This window comes from Frankia sp. AgPm24 (assembly GCF_023243055.1).
Taxonomy (GTDB): domain Bacteria; phylum Actinomycetota; class Actinomycetes; order Frankiales; family Frankiaceae; genus Frankia; species Frankia umida.
This window is the reverse complement of sequence record NZ_JALKFW010000212.1, coordinates 70,222-97,087: the sequence shown is the minus strand read 5'-3', so window position 1 is coordinate 97,087 and position 26,866 is coordinate 70,222. Positions and strand designations below refer to the sequence as shown.

Annotated in this window: 19 protein-coding genes, 1 pseudogene and 1 riboswitch; of the genes and pseudogenes, 12 read left to right on the top strand and 8 right to left on the bottom strand. The window is 72.6% G+C overall.

Going from position 1 to position 26,866, the window contains the following annotated elements; all coding sequences use genetic code 11:
- Nucleotides 1-138: 138 nt before the first annotated feature.
- The 3 genes from MXD61_RS23630 to MXD61_RS23620 all read right to left on the bottom strand — a co-directional run bounded on the left by MXD61_RS23630 (nucleotide 139) and on the right by MXD61_RS23620 (nucleotide 5,473).
- On the bottom strand, nucleotides 139-2,838 hold the full coding sequence (locus tag MXD61_RS23630) for a WD40 repeat domain-containing serine/threonine protein kinase (RefSeq protein ID WP_248815616.1): 2,700 nt from the start codon (nucleotides 2,836-2,838) through the stop codon (nucleotides 139-141).
- A 227-nt stretch (nucleotides 2,839-3,065) separates the two neighbouring features.
- A complete protein-coding gene (locus tag MXD61_RS23625) occupies nucleotides 3,066-4,133 on the bottom strand; it encodes a hemolysin family protein (RefSeq protein ID WP_163548039.1) in 1,068 nt (355 codons plus the stop codon).
- A complete protein-coding gene (locus MXD61_RS23620) occupies nucleotides 4,130-5,473 on the bottom strand; it encodes a hemolysin family protein (protein ID WP_248815615.1) in 1,344 nt (447 codons plus the stop codon). The genes MXD61_RS23625 and MXD61_RS23620 overlap by 4 nt, the downstream gene beginning before the upstream one ends.
- 743 nt (nucleotides 5,474-6,216) lie before the next feature.
- Between MXD61_RS23620 and MXD61_RS23615 the strand changes: the two genes are divergently transcribed.
- Nucleotides 6,217-6,879, top strand: a complete 663-nt coding sequence (locus MXD61_RS23615) for a DUF4232 domain-containing protein (RefSeq protein WP_248815614.1) — start codon at nucleotides 6,217-6,219, stop codon at nucleotides 6,877-6,879.
- An 18-nt stretch (nucleotides 6,880-6,897) separates the two neighbouring features.
- On the opposite strand, the gene MXD61_RS23610 is transcribed toward MXD61_RS23615, so the two are convergent.
- Both MXD61_RS23610 and MXD61_RS23605 read right to left on the bottom strand, forming a co-directional pair.
- Entirely contained in the window at nucleotides 6,898-8,091 is a 1,194-nt protein-coding gene (locus tag MXD61_RS23610; RefSeq protein WP_248815613.1) for an acetyl-CoA C-acyltransferase, read from the bottom strand.
- 143 nt (nucleotides 8,092-8,234) lie between these two features.
- Nucleotides 8,235-8,744: a DUF309 domain-containing protein gene (locus MXD61_RS23605; protein ID WP_248815612.1), complete on the bottom strand. Its 510-nt coding sequence runs from the start codon at nucleotides 8,742-8,744 to the stop codon at nucleotides 8,235-8,237.
- 530 nt (nucleotides 8,745-9,274) lie between these two features.
- On the opposite strand from MXD61_RS23605, the gene MXD61_RS23600 reads away from it, so the two are divergent.
- The 9 genes from MXD61_RS23600 (at nucleotide 9,275) to MXD61_RS23560 (ending at nucleotide 19,938) form a co-directional block, all read left to right on the top strand.
- A complete protein-coding gene (locus MXD61_RS23600; protein WP_248815611.1) occupies nucleotides 9,275-10,876 on the top strand; it encodes an amidohydrolase family protein in 1,602 nt (533 codons plus the stop codon).
- Nucleotides 10,877-11,058: 182 nt separating this feature from the next.
- Nucleotides 11,059-11,415, top strand: a complete 357-nt coding sequence (locus MXD61_RS23595) for a four-helix bundle copper-binding protein (protein ID WP_163548035.1) — start codon at nucleotides 11,059-11,061, stop codon at nucleotides 11,413-11,415.
- 561 nt (nucleotides 11,416-11,976) lie between these two features.
- Nucleotides 11,977-12,169, top strand: a riboswitch (cyclic di-AMP (ydaO/yuaA leader).
- Nucleotides 12,170-12,808: 639 nt separating this feature from the next.
- Entirely contained in the window at nucleotides 12,809-13,567 is a 759-nt protein-coding gene (locus MXD61_RS23590) for a peptidoglycan-binding protein (RefSeq protein ID WP_248815610.1), read from the top strand.
- Nucleotides 13,568-13,903: 336 nt separating this feature from the next.
- Nucleotides 13,904-14,860: an AfsR/SARP family transcriptional regulator gene (locus MXD61_RS23585; RefSeq protein ID WP_248815609.1), complete on the top strand. Its 957-nt coding sequence runs from the start codon at nucleotides 13,904-13,906 to the stop codon at nucleotides 14,858-14,860.
- Between the two features lie 66 nt (nucleotides 14,861-14,926).
- Nucleotides 14,927-15,184 (top strand): lasso RiPP family leader peptide-containing protein, encoded by a 258-nt coding sequence (locus MXD61_RS23580; protein WP_248815608.1) that lies wholly within the window; start codon nucleotides 14,927-14,929, stop codon nucleotides 15,182-15,184.
- A 17-nt stretch (nucleotides 15,185-15,201) separates the two neighbouring features.
- The gene (locus MXD61_RS23575; RefSeq protein WP_248815607.1) at nucleotides 15,202-17,034 is read left to right on the top strand and encodes an asparagine synthase-related protein; all 1,833 of its coding nucleotides are present in this window, start codon (nucleotides 15,202-15,204) and stop codon (nucleotides 17,032-17,034) included.
- Between the two features lie 20 nt (nucleotides 17,035-17,054).
- Entirely contained in the window at nucleotides 17,055-17,540 is a 486-nt protein-coding gene (locus MXD61_RS23570; RefSeq protein ID WP_248815606.1) for a lasso peptide biosynthesis PqqD family chaperone, read from the top strand.
- Nucleotides 17,537-17,980: a lasso peptide biosynthesis B2 protein gene (locus MXD61_RS23565; RefSeq protein WP_248815605.1), complete on the top strand. Its 444-nt coding sequence runs from the start codon at nucleotides 17,537-17,539 to the stop codon at nucleotides 17,978-17,980. The genes MXD61_RS23570 and MXD61_RS23565 overlap by 4 nt, the downstream gene beginning before the upstream one ends.
- Nucleotides 17,980-19,938 (top strand): ABC transporter ATP-binding protein, encoded by a 1,959-nt coding sequence (locus tag MXD61_RS23560; protein ID WP_248815604.1) that lies wholly within the window; start codon nucleotides 17,980-17,982, stop codon nucleotides 19,936-19,938. Before MXD61_RS23565 ends, MXD61_RS23560 begins: the two co-directional genes overlap by 1 nt.
- Here the strand turns inward: MXD61_RS23560 and MXD61_RS23550 are convergent.
- A pseudogene (locus MXD61_RS23550) lies at nucleotides 19,860-21,333 on the bottom strand (AMP-binding protein). The gene MXD61_RS23560 and the pseudogene MXD61_RS23550 overlap by 79 nt on opposite strands.
- 178 nt (nucleotides 21,334-21,511) lie before the next feature.
- Here MXD61_RS23550 and cbiE point away from each other — a divergent pair.
- The gene (cbiE, locus tag MXD61_RS23545; protein WP_248815603.1) at nucleotides 21,512-22,837 is read left to right on the top strand and encodes a precorrin-6y C5,15-methyltransferase (decarboxylating) subunit CbiE; all 1,326 of its coding nucleotides are present in this window, start codon (nucleotides 21,512-21,514) and stop codon (nucleotides 22,835-22,837) included.
- A gap of 19 nt (nucleotides 22,838-22,856) precedes the next feature.
- On the opposite strand, the gene MXD61_RS23540 is transcribed toward cbiE, so the two are convergent.
- Nucleotides 22,857-23,726 (bottom strand): FadR/GntR family transcriptional regulator, encoded by an 870-nt coding sequence (locus MXD61_RS23540; RefSeq protein WP_248815602.1) that lies wholly within the window; start codon nucleotides 23,724-23,726, stop codon nucleotides 22,857-22,859.
- Nucleotides 23,727-24,119: 393 nt separating this feature from the next.
- Between MXD61_RS23540 and MXD61_RS23535 the strand changes: the two genes are divergently transcribed.
- Complete coding sequence (locus MXD61_RS23535; protein ID WP_248815642.1) at nucleotides 24,120-25,169, top strand: MFS transporter; 1,050 nt, start codon at nucleotides 24,120-24,122, stop codon at nucleotides 25,167-25,169.
- Here the strand turns inward: MXD61_RS23535 and MXD61_RS23530 are convergent.
- Nucleotides 25,163-26,842, bottom strand: a complete 1,680-nt coding sequence (locus MXD61_RS23530) for an urea amidolyase family protein (RefSeq protein ID WP_248815601.1) — start codon at nucleotides 26,840-26,842, stop codon at nucleotides 25,163-25,165. The genes MXD61_RS23535 and MXD61_RS23530 overlap by 7 nt on opposite strands.
- Nucleotides 26,843-26,866 lie beyond the last annotated feature (24 nt).

Genomic DNA, 26,866 nt, shown 5'->3' with positions numbered 1-26,866 from the left:
GGACGGTGCCACCGAGCAGGACGGTGCCACCGAGCAGGACGGTGCCACCGAGCAGGACGGTGCCACCGAGCAGGACGGTGCCACCGAGCAGGACGCTGCCGCGGGACGAGCCGGCTCCGGGCAGGGCGGCCCGGGTGATCAGGGAGCGCAGACGTCGGTGTAGGGGATGCCGGGCACCTCGTGGTTCCACTCGTCGCGGTCCGGGGCCGCCGACGCCGTCGCGCAGGCCAACCGGCGTAGCCGGGCGGGGTCCAGGGTGCCGACGAAGGTCTGGCCCTTCTGGGTGGTGACCGCGACGGCGCCCGTTCTGGCGGTGCTGATCGCCTGGATCGGGCCGTCCAGGTCGCCCAGCCGCGTGAACGGCGGGGACGTCCCGGCGGGGGCCTGGGCGAGGCCGTCGAGGTTCCAGTAGGCGACCGTGCCGGTGGTGTCGGCGCTCAGCAGCTGGTCAGCGCCGGTGTAGGCGACGGTCGCGACGGCGCTGCCGTGGCCGGTGAGGCGGTGCGGCCCCCGCGGTCTGGCCGGGTCGCTGACGTCGGTCAGCTGCACCACCCGGTCGTCACCGCCGGTCGCGAGCCGGGTGCCGTCCGGGCTGAAGGCGACACTGTTCACCGCGCCGGTATGCCCGGTCACCAGGCCGAGCTGGCTGGGGTCGGCCGGGTCGCGCACGTTCCACAGCTGCACGGAACCGCCAACCCCGGCGATCGCGAGCACCGCGCCGTCGGGTCGCAGCGCCACCCCCGTCACGGGCCCTCGTCCCACGAGCAGGAAGCGCGAGCGCGGTTGGTTCGGGTCGGTGACGTCCCACAGTCCCACGGACGAGTCGCCGCCGGCGGTGGCCAGCAGATGCGCGGCGGACGACAACGCCAACCGGTGCACCGCGGTCGCCTGGGTGCCGAGGGAGCCGTGTCTGACCGGCCGGCTCGGGTCGGTGACGTCCCAGAGGCGTCCCGCGTCGCTGGCTCCGCCGGTCGCGAGCGTCCGGCCGTCGTCGGCGAAGACGACCCCGTTGGCCTGGTCGTCATCATTGCCCCTGGTCGCGACGGTCGGCCGCTGACCGGTGGTGAGACGCCACAGACGCAGCCGTCCGGCGTTGTCGGTGGCGGCCAGGGTCTGCCCGTCCGCGCTCAGCGCGAGATCGGAGTAGACGGTGCCGCTCGAGTCGACCTGAGCCGCGGTCGACTGGGCGAACGACAGGATGAGCGCGTCGCGCGCCGGGTCGGTCGGGGCGACAGCGTAGGCGGCGAGGCTCAGCTGGCCGGCGAGCTTCGGATCGTCGGGCCGCACGAGCGCTGCCCGCGCGGCCAGCCCGGTCGACGCCTTCGTCCGTTCGGCCGCGGTGGGCTGGTCACCCTTCCCGCCTCCCAGCACGACGATCGGGACGGCCACCGCCGCTGCCAGCAACACCGCGAATCCGGCGCCGACCAGCAGCGCGCGCCGCCGCCGACCGTGTGACCCGTCCTGCTCGTCCGCACTGGCCGCGACCCGCGTGGACGTGGATGGTCCGCCAGCGGGCGGCGTCCCATAGGTGGATGGCCCCAGCGGACGAGGAGAGGGCGGGGCCTCTGCTGGTACTGCCGGTGCGGGTGATGGTGGGCCCGCCGGGCCTGCCGTAGGGCGCGCGGCGACCGGTGGTGGCGAGGTGACCGGTGGTGGCGAGAGCTGGGTCTGCGCCGCCTGCGTGGGCCATGGCCGGGCGGCACCGGTACCACCACCCGCGGCGAAGCCCGCCGACTCCGAGGTAACGGGAACGGCTGGAGCAGCGGCGGCAGGTGTGACCGGGGTGCCAGGTGTGGCCGCAGTGGCAGGTGTGGCCGCAGTGGCAGGCGTGACCGGGGTGGCGGTACCGGCGGTGATGGGGGGTGCGCTGGTGGGGGTGGAGTCGGTGCGTCCGCGTCGGCCCCAGCGGCGTCGTGGCGAGCCGGGTTCGGCGGCGGGCGGGTCGACGTCCGTGGCGTCGGCGAGCGGTCCCACCAGGTGGACCGGCACGGGTCCGCCGGCCGTCAGCGCGCCACGCAGCTCCTCCGCGGTGGGTCGGGCCGCGGGTTCCTTGGCCATCGCCGCCTCGACGAGTGCGCGCAGCTCCGGGTTGAGGCTGTCGAGCCTGGGCGACTCGTTGACGATCCGGTAGAGAATCGCCTCCATCCGGCCGGTGCCGAACGGCGGCTGACCGGTGGCGGCGAAAATCATCACGGCGCCCCAGGAGAAGATGTCGACCGCCGAGGTGATCGGGGAGTCGAGGATCTGCTCCGGTGACATGTAGCCGGGGGTGCCGATGGCCTGGCGGACGTTGCGGGACAGCTCGGTGTCCGCGTTGAACTCACGGGCCAGGCCGAAGTCGATGACCTTCGGGCCGACCGGGGAGAGCAGCACGTTGCCGGGGGTCAGATCGCGGTGCACGATACCGGCGGCGTGGATGGCGGTCAGCGCCGTGGTGGTGCTGACCGCGAGCTGCTCCAGGTCGGCGGGGCGCAGCGGCCCACGGATCGACACGTGACGTGACAGCGTGGGGCCTTCGACGAACTCGGTCACCAGGTAGGGCTGCTGGCCGTGCGGGTCGGCGTCGAGAACGGCGGCGGTGGTGAAGCGGCGCACCCGCCGGGCGCTTTCGGCCTCGCGGGCGAACCGGGCGCGGAACTCGGCTCGTTGGGCAAGCTCCGGGCGGATCACCTTGATCGCCACCGCGCTGCCGTCGGGCGCCCGGCCGAGGAAGACCGTGCCCATCCCGCCCTGCCCGAGCCGCCCGATGACCTGGTACGCCCCGAGGCTGCGCGGATCGCCGGGCTGCAACGGCCGTGCGGTGCTCCCGGTCAGCGGCGGTTGTGCCGACCCCGTCACCGTGCCCCACTCCCGCGGCGGCGCCGCGCGCCCCGCAAACCCCCTGCTTCGGCGACGTCCGCCCGCCCCGGCGGTATCGCTCTGACCTGTTCTTCATACCAGCAGGTGATAGGGCCCAGTAGCCCGGTGCTTTGTCTCCACCCCGACACCGCCGGCCAGGTCCGGACACCGCCTGCCAGTCCAGGGCGCGCGGACGGGTCAGACGGTGTCGGGAGGGACACAGCCGCTCAGGCGGGTTGGGGCTCCTGGCGTAGCCGGCCACGTCCGGCGTCGTCGCGGATCTCGCCGACCAGTTCCTCGAGGATGTCCTCGAGGGCGACCAGGCCAAGCACCGCACCGGCGTCGTCGGTGACACGGGCGAGGTGGGCGCCGGAGTGCTGCATGGTGGCCAACGCCGTGCGCAGGCTGTCGTCCGCGGCGACATGTGCCAGTGGACGGACCCACTTGGCGGCCACCGGACTCGTCCGCTTGGTCGAACGGGTCTCCAGCACGTCCTTGAGGTGCAGGTAGCCGGTCATCTCACCGCTGGTGTCGCAGACCGGGAAGCGGGTGTAGCCGGTGCGGGCGGCCAGCTGCTCGACCTCCCGGGGAGTGATCGTCGGTGGCACGGTGACGAGGCTGCCGGGTGCGAGCAGCACACCACGGGCGGTGCGTTCCTCGAACGACAACGCGCCGGTGAGCAGTTCGTGCTCGTCCTGGGCGAGCAGGCCCTCGCGGTGGGACTCCTCGACGAGTCCGGCCACCTCGTCGCGGGTGAAGGTGCTGGCGACCTCGTCCTTCGGTTCGACGCCGACGGCGCGCAGCGACAGGTTCGCCACCTTGTTCAGCGCGATGATCAGCGGCTTGCCCAGTCGGACGAAGCCGACGAGCATCGGCGCGAGCAGCAGCACGGCCTTGTCCGGCATCGTCAGCGCGATGTTCTTCGGGACCATCTCGCCGATGACGACGTGCAGAAAGGTGACCAGCGCCAGGGCGACGGCGAACGACAGCGGATGCAGCAGCGCCGCAGGCAGGGAGATCGCCTCGAACGGGCCGTGTAGCAGATCCGCGACCGCCGGCTCACCGAGGGCACCAAGTCCCAGGGTGCAGACGGTGATGCCCAGCTGCGCGCCGGCGAGCATCAGCGAGACGTGCTCCATCGCCCCCAGCGTGATCTTCGCCAGCCGGTTGCCGGACTCGGCGAGCGGTTCGATGCTGGTCCGCCGGGCTGAGATCAACGCGAACTCGGCGCCGACGAACAGGGCGTTGAGCAGGAGCAGCGCGATGGTCGCCGAGACCGCGAGCAGGGGGCTCATCGGGCCGTCGCCTCTGGCTCACGGGCGTCGCTGGCAGCACCGGGCCGGCCGGCTCCGTCGAGGCGGACGCGGTCGACCCGACGGCCGTCCATGCGTTCGACGGTGTAACGCACACCGTCCACGAGGGTGCTGTCGCCGCCGTGGGGGATGCGGCCGAGCGCACGGGCCATCAGCCCGCCGAGCGTCTGGTAGGTGTCGTCGGTGGGGATCTCTATCCCGGTGATGTTGCCAGCCTCCTCGGGGCGTAGCAGACCGGAGAGCAGCCAGGTGCCGTCGTGACGGCGCAGCGCGCGGGGGGAGACCCGGTCGTGTTCGTCGACGACATCGCCGACGATCTCCTCGATCAGGTCCTCGGCGGTGACCAGGCCGTCCGTCCCGCCGAACTCGTCGACGACGATGGCCATCTGGAGTCCACCGGCTCGCAGTGTCTCCAGCAGCGGTTCCAACAACAACGTGGACGGCACGGTCACCGGCGTGACCATGACCTCACGCACCGGCGTGTGGTCGCGGGCCTCCTCGGGAACGCCCACGGCGTTCTTGATGTGGATGACGCCGACGACGTCGTCGCTGTCCGCGCCGAGCACAGGGAAGCGGGAATGCCCGGTGCGTCGGGTGAGCGTGATGACCTCACTGATCGGCTCGTCCGCGTGCACGGTGCGCATCCGCATCCGGGGGGTCATCACATCCTCGGCGGTGCGGTCACCGAACAGCAGCGACCGTTGGACCAGTGTCGCGGTCTCCTGCGACAGCGTGCCGTGCTCGGCCGAGCGTCCCACCAGGGAGAACAGCTCCTGCGCCGAGCGGGCGGAGGCGAGCTCCTCCTGCGGGGTGATACCGAGGGGGTGCAGCAGCGCGTTGGCGGAGGCGTTCAGCGACCGGATGGGCAGCCCGGCCAGCCGGGTGAACGCCCGCTGCGGCCCCTGCACCAGCTTGGCAGTGGGCAGCGGGCTGGACAGGGCCAGGTTCTTCGGGATCAGTTCACCGAAGATCATGGTGACGGCGGTCGCCAGCACCATCGCGATCGTCACCGACAGTGCGTCGACCGCGCCGCCACTGACTCCGATGCCGCGCAGCGGACCCCGCAACAGGTCGGCGATGGCGGGTTCGGTGAGGAAACCGATGGCCAGGTTCGTCACGGTGATGCCCAGCTGGGCACCCGAGAGCTGGGTGGACAGGCTGCGCAGGGCGGCCAGCACCCCGCGGGCCCCGCGTTCGCCGCGTTCGGCGGCCCGCTCGATGGAGGGCCGGTCGGCCGTGACGAGGGCGAATTCGGCGGCGACGAAGATCCCACAGGCGGCGACAAGCGCCAACCCGGCTATCAGCAAGAGCGCCTCGATCAACGGTCGACCCCCGTCGGCGCGTACGTGGGTCGGCCGGAACTACATCCGGCGTCGGCGGAGTCTGTCATGATCCCTTCCGGTCGGTGCGGGACGACCTGGCGCAGGCCATACCCCGTATCCGGGGTATCAACGCGCCGGCTGGCCCGTTCGTTTCACGATGACCCGTCGTTGCCGGACGGTCCATACCCGTGCCGCCCATCGGTAAAAGATCACGGTGTGGACATGTCGTCCAGCAGCACGGTCCGCCGCCACGCCGACGACCGCGGCACCGGCCGGCCACGAAGGTGGATCACTCGATCGGGCCAGCCCCATCCCGCGGCGCGGGCCAGCCCACCGATCGGGTGTCACGCATCGTGACTTTGGGCAGGGGATAGAGGACAGCGGCCGTAGGACGAGGACGAGAACGGAAAGTCGTTGCCAGCGGTGGCGTCGCAGCATCGACGCGGCGCCGTCCGAGTACCCCGGCATCGCCCGCTTGCCGGTGCCGGACTGGGGAGGTCGCCATGTACGGGCACCAGCCGCACAGCCCTGGCCAGCCGCACAGCCCTGGCCAGCCGCACAGCCCTGGCCAGCAGGCTCCGCCGGATCAGCACCCCCGACCTGACCGGCGCGACCGTGCCGGGGAGCGCGACGGTGCCGGGGAGGAGGGGTCGCGGTCAGGACAACCGTCCCGGCGGCACCGTCGTGCGTGGGAGGGACGGGCGATCGAGCGGCCGGCCGGGGGGACGCTGGCGGGTCGGGCGATGATGCTGGCGGCGGTCGGCGCGTTGGCGGTCGGCGCGCTCGCGGGATGCGCCTCGGACGCCGGACCCGCCGCGACGACGATCGCGCCGGCCGGCGGCCCGCCCGCTGTGAGCACCTCACCGCCGCCCGCGACGGCCACCGCGGCGGCCTCGACCGCTCCGGCTACGAACCCGCCCGCGGCCACGAACCCGACGGCGCCGGTCTCGAACGCGACGGTGCCGGCCCCGGGCGCCGGATCGTCCGGGATCTGCCCGGCCTCGGCGCTGTCACTGCGGGTCGCCGACCCGGAGGGTGCGGCCGGCAGTACCTACGAGCGGCTCGTGCTGACCAACACCGGCACCGTGACCTGTGCGCTGCGGGGTTTCCCCGGCGTGTCGTACCTGGACGCCGCGGGGGCGCAGGTCGGCGCCGCCGCGACCCGCACCGGCGCCGCCGCGACGACGGTGAGCCTGGCCCCGGGTGGGTCCGCGTCCGCCGTCCTGCGCATCGTCCACCCGGGCATCCAGGAAGGATGCCTGGACGCCGGGCAGATCACCGCGGTGACGGCGCTGCGGGTCTACCCGCCCGGATCGCACACGGCGCTGCGCCAGCCCCTGTCGGACACGTCGGCCTGCGCCTCGACATCCGTCCAGCAGCTGTCCGTCACCGCGCTCACCGGCTGACCGCGGGTGGGGATGCGGTCAGAGGCGCTCGATGATGGTGGCGTTGGCCATGCCCCCGCCCTCGCACATCGTCTGTAGTCCGTAGCGTCCGCCGGTGGCCTCCAGGTGGTTCACCAGGGTGGCGAGCAGGCGGGTGCCCGAGCCGCCCAGGGCGTGGCCGAGCGCGATGGCGCCGCCGCGGGGGTTGAGCCGGGCCGGGTCGGCGCCCAGCTCACGGGCCCAGGCCAGTGGGACCGGCGCGAAGGCCTCGTTCACCTCGTAGGCGTCGATGTCGTCCAGGGACAGTCCGGTGCGCGCGAGGATTCTGCGGGTGGCGGGGATGGGGGCGGTGAGCATGAGCAGCGGGTCATCCCCGGCGAGGGCGAACGCGTGGAAGCGGGCGCGGGGGCGCAGGCCGAGTTCCGCCGCCTTCGACGCACTCATGATCAGGACGGCGGACGCCCCGTCGGTCAGCGGGGAGGCGTTGCCCGGGGTGATGTTCCAGCCGATCTCGGGGAACCGTCGCGCCCAGGCCTCGGTGTGGAACGACGGCCGCAGCGACCCCAGCCTGGCCACGGTGGTCCCGGCCCGCACGGTCTCGTCGACCAGGTGGGAGTGGACGCTCCCGTCGGCCTGCGGCAGCGGGACGGGGATGATCTCACGTGTGAAGTCGCCGGCGGCCGTCGCGGCGGCGGCGAGTTCGTGCGAGCGCGCGGCGAAGGTGTCCAGCTCGTCGCGGTCGAGCTTCCAGCGGGCAGCGATCAGTTCCGCGCCGATCCCCTGGGAGGCGAGCCCCTCGGGGTAGCGGGCTCGCAGCCCGGGACCTTCGGCGTCCTGGCCGGCGACCGACGAACCCATCGGCACCCGGCTCATCGACTCCACACCGCAGGCGATGACCACGTCATAGGCCCCGGCGATCACGCCCTGGGCGGCGAAGTGGGCGGCCTGCTGACTCGAACCGCACTGCCGGTCGACGGTCGTGGCGGGCACCGTCTCGGGGAAGCCGGCGGACAGCACCGCGGTGCGGGCGATGTTCGACGACTGCTCGCCGATCTGACCCACACAGCCGGCGATGACGTCATCGACCAGTGCCGGGTCGAGATCGTTGCGGCTGACCAGGGAGCTGAGCACGGTGGCCAGCAGCTGCGCCGGATGCAGCGCGTTGAGCGCTCCGCCCGGCTTGCCCCGCCCCGATGCCGTGCGGACCGCGTCGACGATGACTGCGTCTTCCATCGGATCTCCTCGGATCGCCCAGGCCGCCGGGGGCCGGTCGCCCACTTACCTCCGGCGCTCTTGACTGACCAACGAGTGTCAGTGCGTGAGAATTCCGGTGGGTACGTTCACAGGACTGATCCGGTCGCAGCGCCTTTGTGGACTCACCCCACCAGTCGAGGTGGACGCAGCGCAACCGTTACCGAGCGAGAGTCAGCCGCCGAAGCCGAAGCCGAAGCCGTGGTCGCCGCGCGGCTCTGGACGGCGGCGCGGGCGGTCCGCTCGCACCAGTCGATGAGCGCGGCGGCATCCACCCCGTGCGGGTGCCGCCCGACATAGGGGGTGAGGCCCTCGGCGGCGCGGGCGAGCACCGCGACGCCGCCCGGGACGTTGCCCCGGGCCAGCTGGGTCAGCCCCACGGCCAGCTGGGTGAGCGCCCGCCACAGTCCCCGGTCGTCGTCCTCGGCGGCCTTCCAGGACGCCTCGAGCACCTCGTGCGCCTGGAACGGCAGACCGGTGTCGAGCAGATGCTGGGCAGCGGCGAGCGCGGCTGGCGCCGGCAGCGTGTCGGGCAGCTCCAACGGCGCGACACCGACGACGCCCGGTGGCAACGGCCGGCCCAGCGCGTCGCGGGATCGCGCGACTGGTCGCCGGGGAGGCGGTGATGTGGTCATCAGGTCCAGTCTGACCAGCTACCCCGATCGTTGTCACCCCCAGTGATCCAGATCCCGATCGGACGGGTGTCCCCGCCCGCCCACGGTGGACGACAGAAGACGCACCTGGTCGACGGCCGGTGCGTCGACGGCTTTGCGTCGCTGCCGGGCATTGGTTACCGTGAGGTCGGGCGAGTGTCGCCCCTGGGTCGCCGGCGGGAGGCATGGGGATCATGGGCAGGTCGCTGGCCACGGTGATGCCGCGGTCGCGGGTGGACCTGGCTCGTGCGCTCACCCACCGCCGTCATATCGACACCTGCCGGGTGTGCACGGCGGCCTGTCCCCGCTGACCCCCGCGGTTCCGTACGCCCGCTGACCATCGCGGTCGCGGGCCGTCCCGCCTGCGGATCGTCCCGCCTTTCGGTGGGCAGTCCTGGCTTTCGGTCCTCCCGGTCGTGGAGAGCACCGTCGGTCCGCGGCACACCGTCGCCACGGGTTCCTCCGGTCGGCGACCACGGTCGTCCATTCCACCCAGCAGGAACGGCGCTGCCTTGTCCGAATCTCGTGCGTCCTCATCCTCGACCCCGCCGTCGACTCCCGCATCCGCGACGCCTCCGCGTTCCTCGGAGTCCCGTGACCTCGGCGGCGAGACCGCCCCCGGCACCGGTACCGCCCCCGGCACTGACTCCACCCCCGGTACTGACTCCGTCTCCGGTACTGACTCCGTCTCCGGTACTGACTCCGTCTCCGGTACGGAGACCGCCCCCGGTGCGGACGTCGTTCCGCGGCGCGAAGGGCGCGGCGGGCGGGCGTTCACCCTGCGTGAGTGCCATGTGCTGGACCGGACGGGACGCTTCAGCGAGCCCTGCGACCTCGCGGTGCGTGACGGGATCGTGCGGGCCGTCGGCCGTGCCCTGCCGATCGACCCCGAGGCGATCGACGTCGACGCGCGCGGATTGTTCGTCATGCCCGGCGTGGTCGACTGCCACGCGCACCTCACCCAGTCCACCTATGATCCGTTCGAACTGGTCACGGCGCCGCTGTCCACCAGGTTCCTGCAGACCGCCGAGGCCCTGCGGGCAACGTTGCGGGCCGGGGTGACCTGGGTGCGCGATGCCGGTGGGGCCGACGCCGGGGTGCGTGACGCGCTCGCCGCGGGCACCGTCCCCGGGCCGAGACTCGGCGTGTCGGTGGTGGCGCTGAGCCGCAACGGGCGTCACGGCGACGGCGCCATCCTCGGGCCGGGCCTCGAGTCCACCCAGGATGTGCTCGGTCCTGTCTACCCGGACCGTCCGGCGCACAGCGCGAGCGTCGCCGGTGACCTGCCCACCGCTGTGCGCGGGGTGCTACGTGCCGGCGCCGACTGGGTGATGATCTACGCCAGTGGCGGGGTGATGTCCACCCGACCCGGCTTCACCGAGTTGCCGTTCGCCCCGGCCGAGTTGGCCGCCGCGGTCGCCGAGGCCGGCCGTTACGGTCGGCCGGTGATGATGCACGCTCTGGGCGCGCGGGCGGTCGAGGCCGCGGTCGCCGCGGGGGCGCGTTCCATCGAGCACGGGATCGGTCTGGGTGAACGGGCCGCCGCCGCGATGGCCGCCCGTGGGGTGACGCTGGTCCCGACCCTGTCCTCCTATCTGGACCTCGCAGCCCTTGCCCGCACAGGTGTGCTTCCTGGCTGGGCCGTGGAACGCGCCGAGTCGACCGCCGCCGCACTCACCGAGACCATCGCGGTGGCCCGTGCGGCCGGGGTGCGCATCGCCCTCGGCAGCGACGCCCGCCACCGCAGCCGGCACGGCGGCAACCTCGCCGAGATCAGCCATCTACGCCGGGCCGGCCTGACCCCGCCGGAAGCCCTGCTCGCCGCCACCAGCAACGGCGCCACACTGTGCTCCCCGGGTCATGGCTGGCCGTATGCAGAGTCGCCGGCGCCGGACGCACCGGATCACGGTGTGGTCGGGTCCGGCCAGGGTGGGACGGGCGGGCGGCGCGGCCGGCTCGCCCCCGGCAACGTGTTCGACGCGATCGTTCTGGACACGGATCCGGGTGACCTGAGCCTGTTCGAACGCCGGGACTTCGTGCGCGGCGTCTTCACCGCCGGACGGCCCGTGCTCGCGCATCCTCGACTGCCACCGGCGCTGGCCCGAGCCTGCTGACCTCCGCAGTCAGATCATCGTTTTCCACCACTTTTCAGCCCCGATTCCATCGGGCCGGAAATGTCGCCGGCCCGGGATGCGGTTTCGTTGACCAGAGCTATCGTCAGGGATGCCCGAACACCCGCCAGCGGCGGGTTTCCGAGGCGGCGCCAGTGTTGCCGCCCGCATATCGGAGGTGTCCCATGCAGCACGCCGAGAAAATCAGCGAGACCATGCGCAAGGCCATTGATGAGTGCATGTCGTGCTCAACCCTATGCGAGGAGACAATCTCGTACTGTATGGACATGCCCGGCTCGATGATGGACGCCGCGGACCTGCGTCTGATGATGGACTGCGCCGCCATCACCCGGACCTGCGCCGACATGATGTGCCGTATGTCGCCGATGCGTGCTGACATGTGCGCGATGTGCGCACGCATCTGCGGCGCCACCGCCGACATGTGCGAGAAGATGCCGCGCGACGCGCAGCTCACCCGGCTTGCCCGGGCCTGCCGGTCGTGCATGGACAGCTGCACCGCCATGGCCGGTGCCGCGGCCTGACCGGGCCTCGCGGCTCTGCCGCGAACCCGATCCGTGCCACCTGCGATCCACGGGTGGCACGGATCCACGGCTGGCACGGATCCACGGCTGGCACTGATCCACCGCACGTGCTGAACCAGTACGGGCATGACTGCTGCTCTCGCACACCGACGGCGGCCCACGGACGGACAGTTGTCCGCCGCGGGCCGCCGTTCGCCGTTCGGTGTGCCTTGATCTGATCTTCTTGGGTGCGGTGAAGAGTCGAGGTCCGATGTCAAGATCTGGTGTCGTGTCATGATCGGGCGTTGTGGCCCGCTTCGGTGACCTGCCGCGGAGTGTGGCGAACCCTCGGGTCCTGGGCGCTGGGGGCGGGCCCGTCTGTCGCGTCTGGGGCGTGGCCGGCTGTCACTCGGGCGAGTATTTCTGGTGCGGTGGGCGAAGAGCCGCCCGAATCGATGTCTGATTGTTGCTGTGTCGCAGCTCTCTGCACGGAACGTCACGACTGGGTGGCCAGTTTCGGGCCGAACTGGTACTTGTCACTACCCTGAGTAGTTCGCTACGGTGGCGGAGCACCACGCAAGCTTCGAGCCGACGCCGAGTTCTGCCCACGGTTCGAAGCTCCCTCCAGACCATTCAGGGCAGAAGCGGGGGAACCAGGTTCCACCGGGTGACCAGAGTCGCTGGTCGCCCTCGGGGTTAAGTCATCCGTGCGCGGATGACCGGGCTTCCCGGCCCGCACCCGACAGCTAACTCCGTAGGCGTACGGGAAGGATCAGGCATGCCCGGATACCGGGATTCTCCACCATCCATACGCCTGGGTCGACGCGTGCGGGGCCGGCCATGATGCCGCTGTGCGCATTGGCCTGACGCGCCGCGCCTGACGTCGGTCCGTTATCCCGGACGAGTGATCCACGCTCCGGTGCGCCGCGACACTGTCGGTGCCGCAGCATTCCTGGTGGCACGGCCAGTGGCGAGCGCGTAGTCGCGTGCGCTGACCGTCGGCCGTCCAGTCGGCCGCGTTTCGGGTTCCTGGCCGCCACCTGTGTCCTCAGCCGGATTCCGGTCGGGCTGGTTGGCGGCCGGGCCGGGAGGAACGGGGCTGGCCCTTTCGCCGCGTCGCTGTGACCTCGAACCGACCTCGAACCGGGGTCGAACCGGAGTCCTGACCGCTCCGTCGTCGTCGTTGGCGGTCGCCGTAGTCGGTGCGGGATTTCCCTTGCGAGTGCGATGCGGGCTGGAACCTGTCACGAAAGCACTCGTCCACAGCCTTTTCTGTTTCCATTTAGGGCTCATACCAGCCCGATGTTCAGTGCTGCCCATTGATGGGCGGTGAAGCCGTCCGGCTGGCTTCCGATGGAAGTCGAACTCTATTTCCACCACCGTGCTCCACGACACCGAAACGAGATGTCAGAGAATGGCCAAGGGAAAGCATCGGAAGGCTTCGAACCGGCGTCGCGGCGCCACCGTCGCGGCGATCGGGGTGCTCGGCGCGGGCGCGAGCATGCTCGCCACGGCGAACCCGGCCAGCGCGGCGACGACCAGCACGGTCTCGGATGTGCAGATCGCCCGGCTGGCGGCGAACGCGGGCCTGGCGGGCTGCGGCGGAGCGTCGCTGGGGACCTGGGTCGCGGTGGCCCTGGCCGAGTCCGGCGGCAACCCCTACGCGCACGCCACCGTCGGTGAGGACTCCCGCGGTCTGTGGCAGATCAACATGCGGGCACACGGCGGCTGGGTCGGTGGGCGCAACCTGTACGACCCGAGCACCAACGCCTGGGCGGCGCGCACGGTCTGCGTCAACCAGGGGGTTCGGGCCTGGAGCACGTACACCAATGGCATGTACGCCCGGTTCCAGTCCCGCGGCGCCTCGGCCGCGGCGGCGGTGTCCGGCGGGCTGAGCGTCCGCACCATTGCCTACACGCCGTCACCGAAGGCGTCGACGGCCACGTCGGTGGCCGCGACGACGAGCGGTTACCCGTCGCTGGCCAGCGGACGGGGCTTCCGCCTGGACGTCCGGCAGATCCAGCAGCGGCTGGCGAACCTCGGCTACCCGATCGCCGTGGACGGCCAGTTCGGCTACCAGACCAACCACATGGTCAAGGACTACCAGCTCAAGCATGGCCTGATCGCCGACGGCGTGGTCGGTCCGCAGACCCGGGCCCGACTCGGACTCTAGATCCGGACGCCGCGTCCGGACCTCCCGCTCGGGCCTGGGCTCGGACCTGGGCTCGGACCTGGGCTCGGACCTGGGCTCGGACCTGGGCTGATCCGGTGTCGGTGATGGACTACCCCACGTCCAGGCTGGGTATTCCTGCACCGGCCCAGCGGGGCCGCCGGTCCCCGGGCGATGGCGCGACAGCGGGGTCCGTCCGGTGTGGATCGTCCGTTTACGGAGGGTCTCCGACCGACGAGGATCATCATGGTCGACGGTGGCAGGTGGGCGTCGGGCGGTAGCTCGGCGCCCACGAGCAGCCCGGCGCTGCGCGGAAGTCCGGCGTCGGGGAACGGTCCGGTGCCCAGGAACGGTTGGGCCCTCGGGTCCGCGGCCCGGCCAGCGGGTCGGGTGGGCGACCGTGGTGACACCCGTGCCGGTGGACAGGCGGAGCCGGGGGTCGGGATGCTGTTCGCCGCGCTCGGGCCGTTGGAGGTGTGGCGGGCCTCGGGCGAGCGGATACGCGTCGACCAGCAGAAGAAACGGGTGCTGCTGCTGGCCATGCTGGTGCACCCGGGGCGCTGGACGTCCGTCGAACAGCTGCGGCTGGCCCTGTGGCAGGACGCGCCGCCTCGCTCGGCGATGGGCAACATCAAGACCTATCTCTCGGAGCTGCGGCACACCCTGCCACCGCCGGGCGGTGTCGCCGAGGAACGGGAGGCGGTCACGGTGGTCGGGCCGCGGGCATCGGTGCTGCGTCGTCCCGTCGGGCCGGGACGGATCGAAAGCCGGCCGGGGGAGTACCGGCTGCTCGTCGACGCGGACGAGTTCGACGTGCTGCGCTTCGATCGGGACGTCGCCGCGGGTCGCCAGGAGGCGCGTGAGGGCCGGTGGCGTCCGGCCGCGGAACTGTTCGAGCAGGCCCTGGGCTGGTGGCGCGGCAACGCGTTCGACGAGCTGCCGGCGGAGGTGGGCGGCGCGGAGAGCCTGCGTCTGGACGAGGCGCGCTGGGCGGCCCGCGAGGAGCTCATCGACGCGCGCCTGGCCCTCGGCGAGACCGATGCGGTCCTGCCGGCGCTGCGGGCGCTGACCGTCGAGTTTCCCACTCGGGAACGGTTGTGGGCGCAGCTGCTGACCGCCCTGGAACGCACCGGGCGGCGGGCCGAGGCGCTGCACGAGTACCGGGAGGTGTACCGCCGGCTGGTCACCGAACTGGGCATCGAGCCTGGTGCGGAGCTGCGCCGCGTCCACCGGCAGGTGCTGGAGTCCGCATCGCCCAGCGACACGGCTCCGGTCGCCACGGTGAACCGGCGCTGAACCCGTCCGGGGCACCCCTTCGCGTGGGACATCGGGGGAAACACGCATCGGGAAGGGGTAACGGACATGACTGTCACCCACGAGCGAACGTACGAGCCGAACCATGATCAGATCTGTGAGCAGGCCTACGAGCACCCGCGGCTGTCAACCGCCGGCCGGTTCACGGAGGTCACCCGGGGCCGTTGGGGCTGGGGGCACGACTACTTCTACCGCCGCTTCGGCTACTCCTACGGCTGCGGTGGCGGCTGTGACGGTGGAGGTGGTTTCGGCGGGGCGGGATTCGGCGGTGGCGGGGGATTCGTCGCCGGCGGATTCTTCTTCTGAGCGCGGCGGAGCGCGAGGTGACGACATCCGCATCGCTGCGCCGTCCGGCCTGCTGGTTCGTCGTCCTGCCCGACCGTGAGCGGGTGGCGATGCCAGCGGGGGCGCATCAGATGGTGCGACACCGCTCAGGTCGACCCTGGATCGTCGGGGAGTGGCCGGCGGCGGCCATGGTCAGTGTCATGGCCGGCCGCCGCCAGGTCGCGCTGGTCGGCTACGCGGCGGTGCGGCCCGCCCGGTTGCTGGGGCTGCTGGTCGCCGCGCGCGACGTGCACAGTCTCGACCTTGGCCGCGAGATCGCCGGTGACTACCATCTGATCGCCGAGATCGACGGGCAGCAGCGCCTCCAGGGAACGGCGAGCGGCACCCGGCGGATCTTCACCGCGCGGGTCGGTGCCGACCTGCTGGCCGCGGACCGCGCCGATGTGCTGGCCGGGCTGTGCGGGGCCGGACTCGATCGCATGGTGCTGGCGTTGGCGCTGCTCGACCCGTCCCCGCCGCATCCGCTCGACGACCTGGTGGCGTTCACCGGTGTGACAGCCGTGGCGCCACAGGAGTATCTCTGCATCGACCGCGACGGCCGGTCGCGCACGGCTCGCTGGTGGCGGGCGCCGGCCGCGGTGCGTTCCCGCGCGGAGGGCGCGGCGGTGCTGCGTACGGCGCTGGCCGAGGCGGTGGCGGTACGGGTCGCGGGGGGCCGGACCGTCAGCGCCGACCTTTCCGGCGGCCTGGACTCGAGTGCGGTGTGCGCGCTGGCGGCTCGCGGGCCGGCCGACATCGTCGCCCTGACCGGCCTCGCCCGCGATCCCGGCGATGATGATCCGGTGTGGGCCGCGCGCCTGGCCGCGTCCCTGCCGAACCTGACCCGGGAGACCCTGCCCGCCGCCGACCTGCCGCTGGTCTACGACCGCGTCGGCGAACCCGGCCCCGCCACCGACCGACCGTTCGTCGGCCTCGTCGACCGGGCGAAGCTGCTGGCCGGGCTTGATCGGCTCGCGCTGTACGCGCCCCGGCTGCACCTGACCGGTTTCGGCGGCGACGAACTGGTGGGCGGGACACCGAACCATCTGCCGGCCCTGCTGCGGCGTCGCCCGACGCTGGCGCTGCGTCAGCTGCGGGGCTACCGGGCCCAGGAGGGTTGGCCGTGGGCGGCGAGCCTGCGGATGATGCGCGGCCGCGGCTACCGCGACTGCCTGCGCGACATGTCCCGCGTGCTGAACGCCGCCCGGGCGGGCTACCCGACCCCGCCGGTCGGACGACGGACCTGGCCGTATGTCACGGCGCTGGACTGGACGTCGCCGCCGGTGGTGCCAGGCTGGCTCACCGCGGACGCCCTCGAACTCGTCGCGCGGGCCTTCGCGACAGCGGCCGAGCAGGCCCTGCCTCTGGCCGAGACGCGGGCCGGGCACCTCGACCTGTTCACGCTGCGGGCCGGCGCCGCGGTGTTCCGCGGCTTCGACCAGATCGCGCAGGCCACGGGACCGCCGTTGGCCGCGCCGTTCTACGACGAGCGGGTCGTGTACGCGGCGCTGGCGGTGCGGCCCGAGCTGCGCGCCTCGCCCTGGGAGTACAAGCCGCTGCTCAAGGAGGCGATGCGCCCGGTGGTGCCGGCCGAATGCCTGCGTCGGCGGACCAAGGCGGACGCCTCGACCGAGGAGGACCAGGGACTGCGCGCCAACCGTGGCGCGCTGGTGAAGCTGTGCGACGAGTCGCCGCTGGCCGAACTCGGGCTGATCGAGGTGGACCTGCTGCGCCAGGCGTGCCGCGCCGGGGCCGTCCCCGACCATCGGGCCGAGGCGTTGCAGCCGACCATCGCCACCGACGCCTGGCTACGTGCCCAGGCCGCCAGCTGACCGACCGGGGGGGAGCCGACATGGTGAGGTTGCGTTCCGACGTCGTACGGGCGCCGACCGAGTACGGCGCGGTGTTGCTGCACACCAACAACGGGCAGTACTGGACGCTCAACCCGTCCGGCGATCTCGTCCTGGGGATGTTACTGGCCGGTGGGGACGTGACGGCCGCGACCCGGCGGTTGTGCGCCACGGGCGATGTCGACCCGGACACCGCCCGCCGGGACGTGGAGGGCCTGCTGGCGCAGCTCACCGACGTCGGCCTGATCGACGACGCCGACGACCACCGCGACGTCGAGCTGCCTGGTCCCGCGGCGGGGGAACGTCCGGTCGGCGACGGCATGGCCGGGGGACGGCCGCGGCGCCCCCCGGCCAGCCGAACGACCCGGCCCGCGACGGCCCGGCCGTCGCGTCCCAGCAGCGACCACGCGCGTCCGAGCGGGGACCGGCCTCGTTCCGCCACAGGTCCCGGGGCGAGGCTGCGCTCGAGGCTACGGCGACACCGATGAGCACGCCGATGACCCTGGAACGTCCGGAGGTCACCCTCGGTCCGCTGCGGTGGGTCGGTGCGAGGGTGGCCGTCGGCGCGGCACGGGTGCTCGCCACCCAGCAGCCCGCGCGCATCCGCCGGGTACTGGCCCGGCTGGCCCGCGGCGCCCGGCCCGCCGACTACGACCAGGCCCTCGCGGCCCGCCAGGCGGTGATGGCGGTGAGCCTGACCTGCCGCGGTGCCCGCGGCTGCGTGCCCCGTTCGATCGCGACGATGCTGATGTGCCGGCTGTCCGGAACCGTGCCGACCTGGTGCGTGGGGGTGCGTTCGCTCGCCCCGTTCGCCGCGCACGCCTGGGTCGAGGTGGACGGCGTCATGGTCGGCGAGTCCGTCCCGCCGGGGTATCTGCGCACCCTGCTGAGCGTCGGCCGGGCCGCCGGTCACAGCGAGGTGAGCTGATGCGCGGCGGGCTGGGGGAGCTGTGGGTGCTGCTGCGCGGGCATGGCCGTCCGATCGGGGTGGCCACGGGGCTGACGATCATCGGCACCGGGATCGGTGTGCTCCAGCCGCTGCTGGTGATGCGGGTGATCGACGACGCCCAGGCCGGCGGCATACCGCTGTGGGTCATCGGTGCGCTGCTCGGCCTGTTCGTCGGGCAGGCGATCGCCGACACCGCCGGGCACTACCTGCTGGAACGCACCGGCCAGTCGATTCTGCTCAGCCTGCGGCAACGCCTGATCGACCAGGTGCTGCGGCTGCGGATCAGGGTGCTCGACACCCGCCGGATGGGTGACCTGATCTCTCGGGCGAACACCGATACGACCGTGGTACGTGAGGCGGTCGCCTTCAGCTTCACCGCGCTCGTCACGAGCACCATCGGCGTCGTCGGCGCGATCGCGCTGATGGTCTGGCTCAACGCCTGGCTGTTCCTGCTGGTCCTCGCGGTCGTCCTGGTCGCCGGGACGGTCGTGCTGGCCGCGTTGTCACGCATCCGGTCGGTGTCCGAACGCGGCCAGGCCAGCGTCGGCGCGATGACGGCCGACCTCGAACGCGCCCTGACCGCGGTGCGCACCGTCCGGGCGAACCAGGCGGAGGGCCGCGAGGCCGCCCGCATCGGCGCGCACGCCGACTCCGCCTACCAGGCCGGTCTGCGGATGGCGACGCTGGACTCGATCATCGCGCCGGCGATGCAGCTCGCGGTGCAGGGCAGCGTGCTCGTCGTCCTGCTCGTCGGCGGGGTGCTGGTGGCCCGCGGGTCGGCGACGCTGGGCAGCCTGGTCGCGTTCCTGCTGTACGCCACCTACCTGGTGATGCCGCTGGGCCAGCTGGTCGAGTCCGCCGCGACCATCCAACGCGGACTCGGCGCGCTGAGCCGGGTCAACGCGGTGTTCACCCTGCCGCGGGAGACCGACGAGCCCACCGAGATCGGCCCCCTGAGCACCGTCGCCGTGCGCGCGCCGAAGCGGGCCGCGCCAGCCACGGCACTGTCGGGCTGGACCACGGTGCCCAGGCCGCCCGCCCGCCCGAACCGTCCCACGACCGTGGGCCGTCCCACCAGGGTGGACGCGGATTCGTCCGCGCTGGCGTTGGAGCTGCGGGACGTCTGGTTCGCCTACGGAACGCAACCGGTGCTGCGCGGGGTGTCGTTCGAGGTGCCGCGGTGCGGACAGGTGGCCCTCGTCGGACCGTCCGGGGCGGGCAAGTCCACCATCCTTGAACTGGTCGAACGGTTCTACGAGCCGGATGCCGGTCAGTTGCTGGTGGACGGGCACGACGTCCGCTCGATCCCGCGCCACCGCGCCCGCGCCCGGGTCAACCTCGTCGAACAGAGCACACCGGTGTTGCACGGCACCCTGCGGGACAACATCACCTACGCCGCGCCGGAGGCCACCGAGGCGGATGTCGACGAGGTCGTCGCCGCGGCCGGCCTGCGCGACCTGGTCGCCCGGCTACCCGACGGGCTCGCCACACCCGTCGGTGACCACGGTGTCCTGCTCTCCGGCGGCGAACGTCAGCGCGTCGCGATCGCCCGCGCGCTGCTCCCGCGCCCCGCCGTGCTCCTGCTCGACGAACCGACCTCGCAGCTTGACAGCGTCAACGAACACGCCCTGACGCGGGTGATGCGCCGGATCGCCGCCGAACGAGCCCTGCTGGTCATCGCGCACCGTATCTCCACCGTCCGGGCCGCCGACCACATCGTCGTCCTGGACGCCGGACGGGTCCGCGCCCAGGGCTCGCACGACGAACTGATGGCGACCAGCCCGTTCTACCGGCGTCTCGCCGCGTCCAGCAGCGGGTCGGCCGACCGCCGGCCGGCCGACCGCCGGTCGACGGTGGCTCAGGTGGTGGACGGCGGGGTCAGCGCCGACTTGCGGACCTTGCCGATCGCGTTACGGGGCAGCTCCGCGACGAAGTAGATCTCCCGCGGCCGTTTGTGCACCGACAGCTCCCGGGCGACGAAGTCGACGAGTTCGGCGCGTTCGGGGGCGACCTCGCCACCCTCCTCGCCACCCGCCTCGCCGCCGGCCGCCACGACGAACGCGGCGATGCGCTGGCCGAGATCGGCATCCGGCAGCCCGACCACCGCCGCCTCCCGGACCGCCGGATGCGCCAGCAACACCGCTTCGACCTCACCGGCGCCGATCCGGTAACCACCGGACTTGATCAGGTCGGTGGAGCGTCGTCCGACGATGCGATGGTTACCGTCGGCGTCGATCACGGCGGCGTCCCCGGTGCGGAACCAGCCGTCCGCGGTGAAGGAGCCGGCGGTGGCCTCCGGACGGTTGAGGTAGCCGTCGAACAGGGTCGAGCCCTGGATCTGCAGTTCGCCGATGCTGTGCGCGTCGTGCGGCAGCGGCTCGCCCGTCTCGTCGTCGACGAGCCGGGTGCGCACACCGGGCACTGGTGGTGATCAGCGTCTCGGTCATGCCGTACCGCTCGACCGGCGCGACGCCGGTGAGTTCCCGCATCCGCTCGATCACCGGCACGGGCAGGGGCGCGCTCCCCGAGACGAGCAGCCTCGCCGCCCGCAGCGCCCGCGCGCTGCTCGGATCCTCGCAGACCCTCGACCACACCGTCGGCACACCGAAGTACAGGCTGCCCCCCGCCGCCGCGTATGCCGTCGGTGTCGGGCGCACCGTGTGGATGAGCCGGCTCCCGACCCGCAGCGGCCCGAACACCCCGAGCACCAGCCCATGGACATGGAAGATCGGCAGGCCGTGGACGAGGGTGTCCTGCGGCGTCCACGCCCAGGCGTCGGCGAGCGCGTCGAGATCGGCGGCGATCGCGGCCGCGGGCACCATGACCCCCTTGGGCGCGCCCGTCGTCCCTGACGTGTAGAGAACCAGCGCTGGCGGGGCCGCCGAAGACCCGCCCGCCGACTGGTCCACGGTCGGGTTCGGCGCGGCGAAGTCGGCGCGGGCACGCACGTCGACGGGGATCACCGGCACCGGCAGGTCCGCCCAGGGCGGGTCGCCCAGCATCAGCACCGCGCCGCTGTCGCGAAGGAAGTGCTCCCGCTCCCGCGGCCCCGAATCCGGTGGGACGGGAACCGCCGGCACCCCGGCCAGCAGACAGCCGAGGATCGCCACGATCGTGGCCGCCGACGCCTCCCCGTACACCGCCGCCGCGGACGCACCGGCGACCCGGCGGGCGACGGCTCCGGCCGCGCCGAACAGCTCGGCACGTGACAGCACGACATCACCCACCCGCACCGACGGAGCGTCATGATCGATGTCCAGCGGGGGAAACAGGCTCAGGCTCACCCCAGCATCCTCCCGGAAGACACCGCCCGCGGCCTGCGGTTGCGCCATCACACCCACCGCCGCTCACCGCCGGCCCTCCGTCCACCTCCGCCCGTCCGCGTCGATGGATCGTGGCTGCCCGCCGGCCCGGCTACTGTGGCGTGTTGTGTCCACCCCTGCGCGTGCGGAGCCGCGACGTTCGGATCCGCACGGGGCTGTTCCGCACGGGGCTGTTCCGCGAGGGAGCGTGACCGTCGTCGGTATCGGGGCGGACGGCTGGGCCGGGCTGTCGCCTGAGGCGCGCGGGGTGCTACGGGTGGCGCCGGTCGTGTTCGGATCCCGCCGCCAGCTCGCCGACCTGCCCGTGCGGACGTCCACCTCGGTGACCGATGACGGACTGCCGCCCGGTGCTCGGCGGATCGAATGGCCCTCGCCGTTGCTGCCGGCGCTGCCGGGGCTGCTGGCGGAGCATGTCGAGGGGGCCGCGCCCGGCGGGGTGTGCGTACTGGCCAGCGGCGATCCGATGTACTACGGCATCGGGGTGACACTGGTACGGCTGCTGGGGGCGGCGCGGGTGCGGGTGGTGGCGCATCCGTCGTCGGTCAGCCTGGCGTGCGCGCGGCTGGGCTGGGCGTCGCAGGACGTCGACGTGGTCAGCGTCGTCGGCCGCGCCCTGGATCAGCTCCGACTCGTCCTCGCACCGGGGCGGCGGATGCTGGTCCTCAGCGCCGATCGATCGACACCGGCGGCGGTGGCGGCGCTGCTGGTCGACAGCGGATACGGCGCCAGCGCGTTGACGGTGCTGTCCCGGCTTGGCGCGTCCGACGAGGACCGTCAGGTGGCCGGCGCGCGTCACTGGGCCAGCGCCGACTCCGCCGCGGTGGCGGATCTCAACATCATCGCGGTCGAGGCCGTGCTGGAACCGGACGGTAGGTACCTTCCCCGAGTACCGGGGCTCCCGGATGACGCGTTCGAGCATGACGGGCAGATCACCAAGTGGGAGATCCGTGCGCTGACCCTCGCCCGGCTCGCCCCCGCGCCGGGCGAACTGCTGTGGGATGTGGGTGCGGGCAGCGGCAGCGTCGCGATCGAGTGGCTGCGCACACACGCCCACGCGCGGGCGATCGCGATCGAGCCGCGACCGGAGCGAGCCGAGCGGATTCGGCGCAACGCGGCCCGGCTCGGCGTCCCGCACCTGCGTGTCGTGGACGGACGTGCCCCGCGGGACCTGGCCGCCCTGCCCACCCCGGACGCGATCTTCGTGGGTGGCGGAGTGAGCGCCCCCGGCGTGCTCGAGGCCTGTTGGACCGCCCTGCACGCCGACAACAACGAGGACCATGACCGCGACGAGGGCGGTGGCCGGGGTCGCCGGGACCGTCGCCGGCTCGTCGTCAACGCGGTCACTCTCGAGTCGGAGACCGTGCTCGCCCAGTGGTACGCGCGTTGTGGTGGGGAACTGGTCCGGCTCGCGGTGAGCCGCGCCTCGCCGGTAGGTGGGTTCACCGGTTGGCGGCCAGCGATGCCCGTCACCCAGTGGACGGTCTGGCCCGCCGCCCACCGTCCCGTGAGCTGATCGCCCGCGGGGGCCGCGATCAGCCGAGGAGGTCGAGCAGGCAGCTGTCGGCGGGACCGCCGGGGATGGCGTGCTCCGGCGCGGCCAGATGGGAGCGCCAGTGGTCGGCCGCCGCCGCGGCGTCTCCGGCCTCGATCAGCTCGATGAGCCGCGCGTGCGTCACACGGGTGGCGTCGGCGTGCGGTTCGGGACCGACGGGATGGGTGGCCTGCTGCGCGTTGGCGATCTCGACCAGGTGCTGCAGCATGTCCGTGACGAGGGCCAGCGAGTGGTTGCCGGTGAGCCGGACCAGTGTGAGGTGGAACTCGGCCTGGGCCGCGGCGAGGGCATCGCAGTCGACGGCGGCGTCGGCCTGGGCCAGGCAGCGGCGCAGTTCCGCCGCGTCCGTGGGGTCGCGGCGTTCGGCGAGCTGGGCGGCGCACGGCGGCTCGAGAACACCGCTGGCCTGGTGGACGTCACCCAGGGTCGCACCTCGATGCTCGAGGACGAGCCCGGCGTAACGGGCGGCCACCGCCGGACTCGGCGCATGCACCCGCGCCCCACCGTGTGCTCCTCGGCGCACGGAGATCAGCGCCTCCGCCTCGAGGACCCGGAACGCCTCGCGCAACGTGGGCCGCGACACCCCGAACTGCGTCATCAACGTCGGCTCGGGGGGCAGCGCGTCACCTTCGGCGAGTTCGCCCCGGATGATCCGGCGCCGCAGCTGGCCGGCCACGAGCTCGGCGGTCTTCGGCACCCGGACCTGCCGCCCGATCGGTGACGCCCCCACTGGCAGCGGCGCCCTCGCCGGCAGCGGTGCTTCCACCTGCGCGGAGGGAGGCGCAACCAGCTTGCCCCCGCGGGCGGTGGCGACGGGCGGCCGCGCGGCAATCGAGCGGACATCGACCATGAGCGGTCCTCCAGCGGCAGCGCGCGACGATCGTTCCGGTGAAGATCACTATAACGGTGGACCCTGAGGGCTGTTTATGCTAACAGGCGTAGTTCACCCCGGAATGATCGGGTGGCTACGGTGGCGAAACCCGCACGCGACGTGCGGCGATGGCCATGCGGTCATCAGGTTCGATTATTTGTGTGATATATATCACTTAAATATGGTCCGTGATATGTGGTCGTCGGCTGTCGCGACTGGTTCGCACCCTCCGTCCATGATCGTTATTCGGGTTCGCCGTCCGCCGCCACATCGTCTCTGACCTGCTGGTTTGGTCCGTTCCTGCGGGGCACCCTGCTGATATGGCCTGGCGTCACAGCCACCGCCACCACCAGCGCAGGGAGGGAGCGGGTTATGGCCGCACCGGTCACCGACACAGGTAGCCGAGGCCTGGGCAGATGGCGCATCCCGCGTAGCCGTGGGGCGCTCAGCGGAGTGCTGCTGATGCTGCTTGGGATCTGGGGGGCGCTGATCCCGTTCATCGGCCCGGCCTTCGACTTCGGCTTCACCCAGGATTCCGCCTGGACGTGGAGCTCGGCACGTTTCTGGCTGGAGCTGCTGCCTGGCCTCGCGGCCTTCGCCGGCGGACTCCTGCTGCTGCTGAGCGCCAACCGCGCCACCGCGGCCCTGGGCGCCTGGCTCGCCATCGCGGCCGGCACCTGGTTCATCGTCGGTCCGACCCTCGCCGGCCCCCTGCATCTGGGTGCGCTGGGCTTCCCACGCGGCGGTTCGGTGCGCCAGGCCTTCGAGTGGCTGACCTTCTTCTACGGTCTCGGCGCGGTGATCGTGTTCCTCGGTGCGACCGCCTGGGGGCGGCTCAGCGTGCGCGGCGTGCGCGATGTCGCCGCCGCCCGCCAGCACCGTGAACGCCGCCTGCAACGCACCCAGCGTGAAGCCGCGGACCGCGACGCCCAGAGCTACGACCCCAACCAGGCCTACGGCGCCCAGGGCTACGGCGCCTCCCAGGGCTACACCGGTCAGGGCGCGCAGCCATACGCCGACCAGGGCGCGCAGCAGTACGGCACCCAGGGCTATACCGACCAGGGCGCGCAGCAGTACGGCACCCAGGGCTATACCGACCAGGGGGCGCAGCCGTACGGCACCCAGGGTTACGCCGACCAGGGCGCGCAGCCATACGGCACCCAGGGCTACACCGGTCAGGGCGCGCAGCCGTATGCCACCCAGGGCCACGCGGATCAGGGGGCGCAGCCGTATGGCGCGCGGGGTGCGCAGGGGCCCACCGGGGATGTCCCGGCGGCCATCGCGGAGTCAGAGGTCTACCCGAGCGATCGTCCAGGAGCGACGCCCGACGGTCAGGCCGTGGATCAGGACGGCGCCACTGCGCAGGACGAGAACACGGGTGCTTTCGGTCACCGCCGTCATCGGCATCGCGCTCCTCACTGAGCGCGGGTGAAGCGCAGGTGCTGGCCCGGACGACACTGGGCGGCCAGGGGAAGGTCGTCCGGGGTGAGAACGCCGATCACCGGGTAGCCGCCGGTGACCGGATGGTCGGCGAGGAACACGACCGGCTGGCCGTCCGGGGGGATCTGGATGCCGCCGACGACCATGCCCTCCGACGGTAGTTCGCCGGTGACATGCCGAGCCAGGGCGGGTCCCCGCAGCCGGATGCCGATGCGGTCGCTGTCCGCGCTGACCTCGTAGGTGGACGCCCACAGGGTGGCCAGAGCATCAGGGGTGAACCAGTCGTCACGCGGACCGGGGATGACGCGAAGTGTCGGTGTGGCCCGGTAGCGGGCCTGCGGCGCCAGGTCGACCACCGGTGGCGCGGCGTGCGCGGGACCGAGGGGGAGTACGTCGCCGGCCGCCAGGGGAGCTGGTCCGAGTCCGGCGAGGGTGTCCCGGGAGCGGGAGCCGAGCACGGGTGGTACGTCCAGACCGCCGCGGATCGCCAGGTACGTCCGCACGCCGGCCGCCCGCGGATCCGCGAGGCCGCCCGTGCGCGCGTCCTGCCCGGGCGGGCCGATGCGCAGCTGGGCGCCGGCGGGCACCTCGACGGGACTGTTCATGCCGATCGCTCGTCCGGCGAGGGTCATGGGGCAGGGCGCACCGGTGACGGCGATCAGTCCGGACGTGTCGAAGGTGACCACCAGACCGCCGTAGGTGCACTCGATGCCGGCGGCGGACGCCCGGTTACCGACCAGCCGATTGGCCAGGCGCAGGCTGGGACGATCGAGCGCGCCCGCCGCGGTGACGCCCAGATGCGCGAGGCCGGTCCGGCCGAGATCCTGGATGGTGGCGAGCGGACCGGGCGAGACCACGGTGATCGTCGCCGACCTCGCCCGCGCGATCCCCACCCCGGTCGACCCCGTACTCGCGGCCCTTGAGTCATCCACGGGGACGGCGGTGGTGGGGGGGACGGGGGCGGCGAGGGTGGTGGCAGGGAGGTCCACGGCGACGAAGCGGACGGGGGTGCCCGGGGGGAGCAGCGCGGGCTGCTCGCGGTCAAGGTCGAAGACGGCCAGGTCGGTTCGTCCGATCAGATGCCAGCCGCCCGGTGACGTCCGAGGGTAGATACCGGTGAACTGGTCGGCGATCGCGACCGCACCGGCGGGGACGCGGGTGCGCGGTGAGTCGCGCCGCGGCAGGTGCAGGTCGGGGTCGAGCCCCGAGACATAGGCGAAACCGGGGGCGAAACCGCAGAACGCCACCCGATGCGTGCCGCGGATGTGCCGGTCGATCACCTGCGCGGGGGTCAGCCCGCTCAGGCGCGCGACCTCGGCGAGGTCCGGCCCGTCATAGCGGACGGGCACCGTGACCGTCGGCAGGTCCCCGGCCTCGCCCGCCGCCCCGTCCAGGCGCACCGCATCGGACGGCCCAGTGCCAACGCGGGTGGTGGTGGTGGTGGTGGGCGGCGGCGGGTCGGCGAGCAGGCGGCGTAGGCGGTGGAGGTCGGTGCGAGTCGGGTCGAAGCGGACCAGGACGGTGCGGGCTGCTGGGACGAGCGCGACGACGCCCGGTGGGGGTGCCGTCCGAAGGTGCGCGTAGAGCTGGCCGGCCGCGTCCAGATCGGCGACCTCCACGAGCAGCGCGTCCGCGCCGCAGGTCAGTACCCGCATGGGGCCCCCAGACGACATCGGCGA

What these genes read in the sequence shown, in the direction of transcription:
- MXD61_RS23625 (WP_163548039.1), bottom strand. Translation starts at nt 4,133, where the DNA reads ATGAGCCCCCTGCTCGCGGTCTCGGCGACCATCGCGCTGCTCCTGCTC.
- MXD61_RS23615 (WP_248815614.1), top strand. Translation starts at nt 6,217, where the DNA reads ATGATGCTGGCGGCGGTCGGCGCGTTGGCGGTCGGCGCGCTCGCGGGA.
- MXD61_RS23610 (WP_248815613.1), bottom strand. Translation starts at nt 8,091, where the DNA reads ATGGAAGACGCAGTCATCGTCGACGCGGTCCGCACGGCATCGGGGCGG.
- MXD61_RS23605 (WP_248815612.1), bottom strand. Translation starts at nt 8,744, where the DNA reads ATGACCACATCACCGCCTCCCCGGCGACCAGTCGCGCGATCCCGCGAC.
- MXD61_RS23595 (WP_163548035.1), top strand. Translation starts at nt 11,059, where the DNA reads ATGCAGCACGCCGAGAAAATCAGCGAGACCATGCGCAAGGCCATTGAT.
- MXD61_RS23590 (WP_248815610.1), top strand. Translation starts at nt 12,809, where the DNA reads ATGGCCAAGGGAAAGCATCGGAAGGCTTCGAACCGGCGTCGCGGCGCC.
- MXD61_RS23580 (WP_248815608.1), top strand. Translation starts at nt 14,927, where the DNA reads ATGACTGTCACCCACGAGCGAACGTACGAGCCGAACCATGATCAGATC.
- MXD61_RS23570 (WP_248815606.1), top strand. Translation starts at nt 17,055, where the DNA reads ATGGTGAGGTTGCGTTCCGACGTCGTACGGGCGCCGACCGAGTACGGC.
- MXD61_RS23565 (WP_248815605.1), top strand. Translation starts at nt 17,537, where the DNA reads ATGAGCACGCCGATGACCCTGGAACGTCCGGAGGTCACCCTCGGTCCG.
- MXD61_RS23560 (WP_248815604.1), top strand. Translation starts at nt 17,980, where the DNA reads ATGCGCGGCGGGCTGGGGGAGCTGTGGGTGCTGCTGCGCGGGCATGGC.
- MXD61_RS23540 (WP_248815602.1), bottom strand. Translation starts at nt 23,726, where the DNA reads ATGGTCGATGTCCGCTCGATTGCCGCGCGGCCGCCCGTCGCCACCGCC.
- MXD61_RS23535 (WP_248815642.1), top strand. Translation starts at nt 24,120, where the DNA reads ATGGCCGCACCGGTCACCGACACAGGTAGCCGAGGCCTGGGCAGATGG.
- MXD61_RS23530 (WP_248815601.1), bottom strand. Translation starts at nt 26,842, where the DNA reads ATGCGGGTACTGACCTGCGGCGCGGACGCGCTGCTCGTGGAGGTCGCC.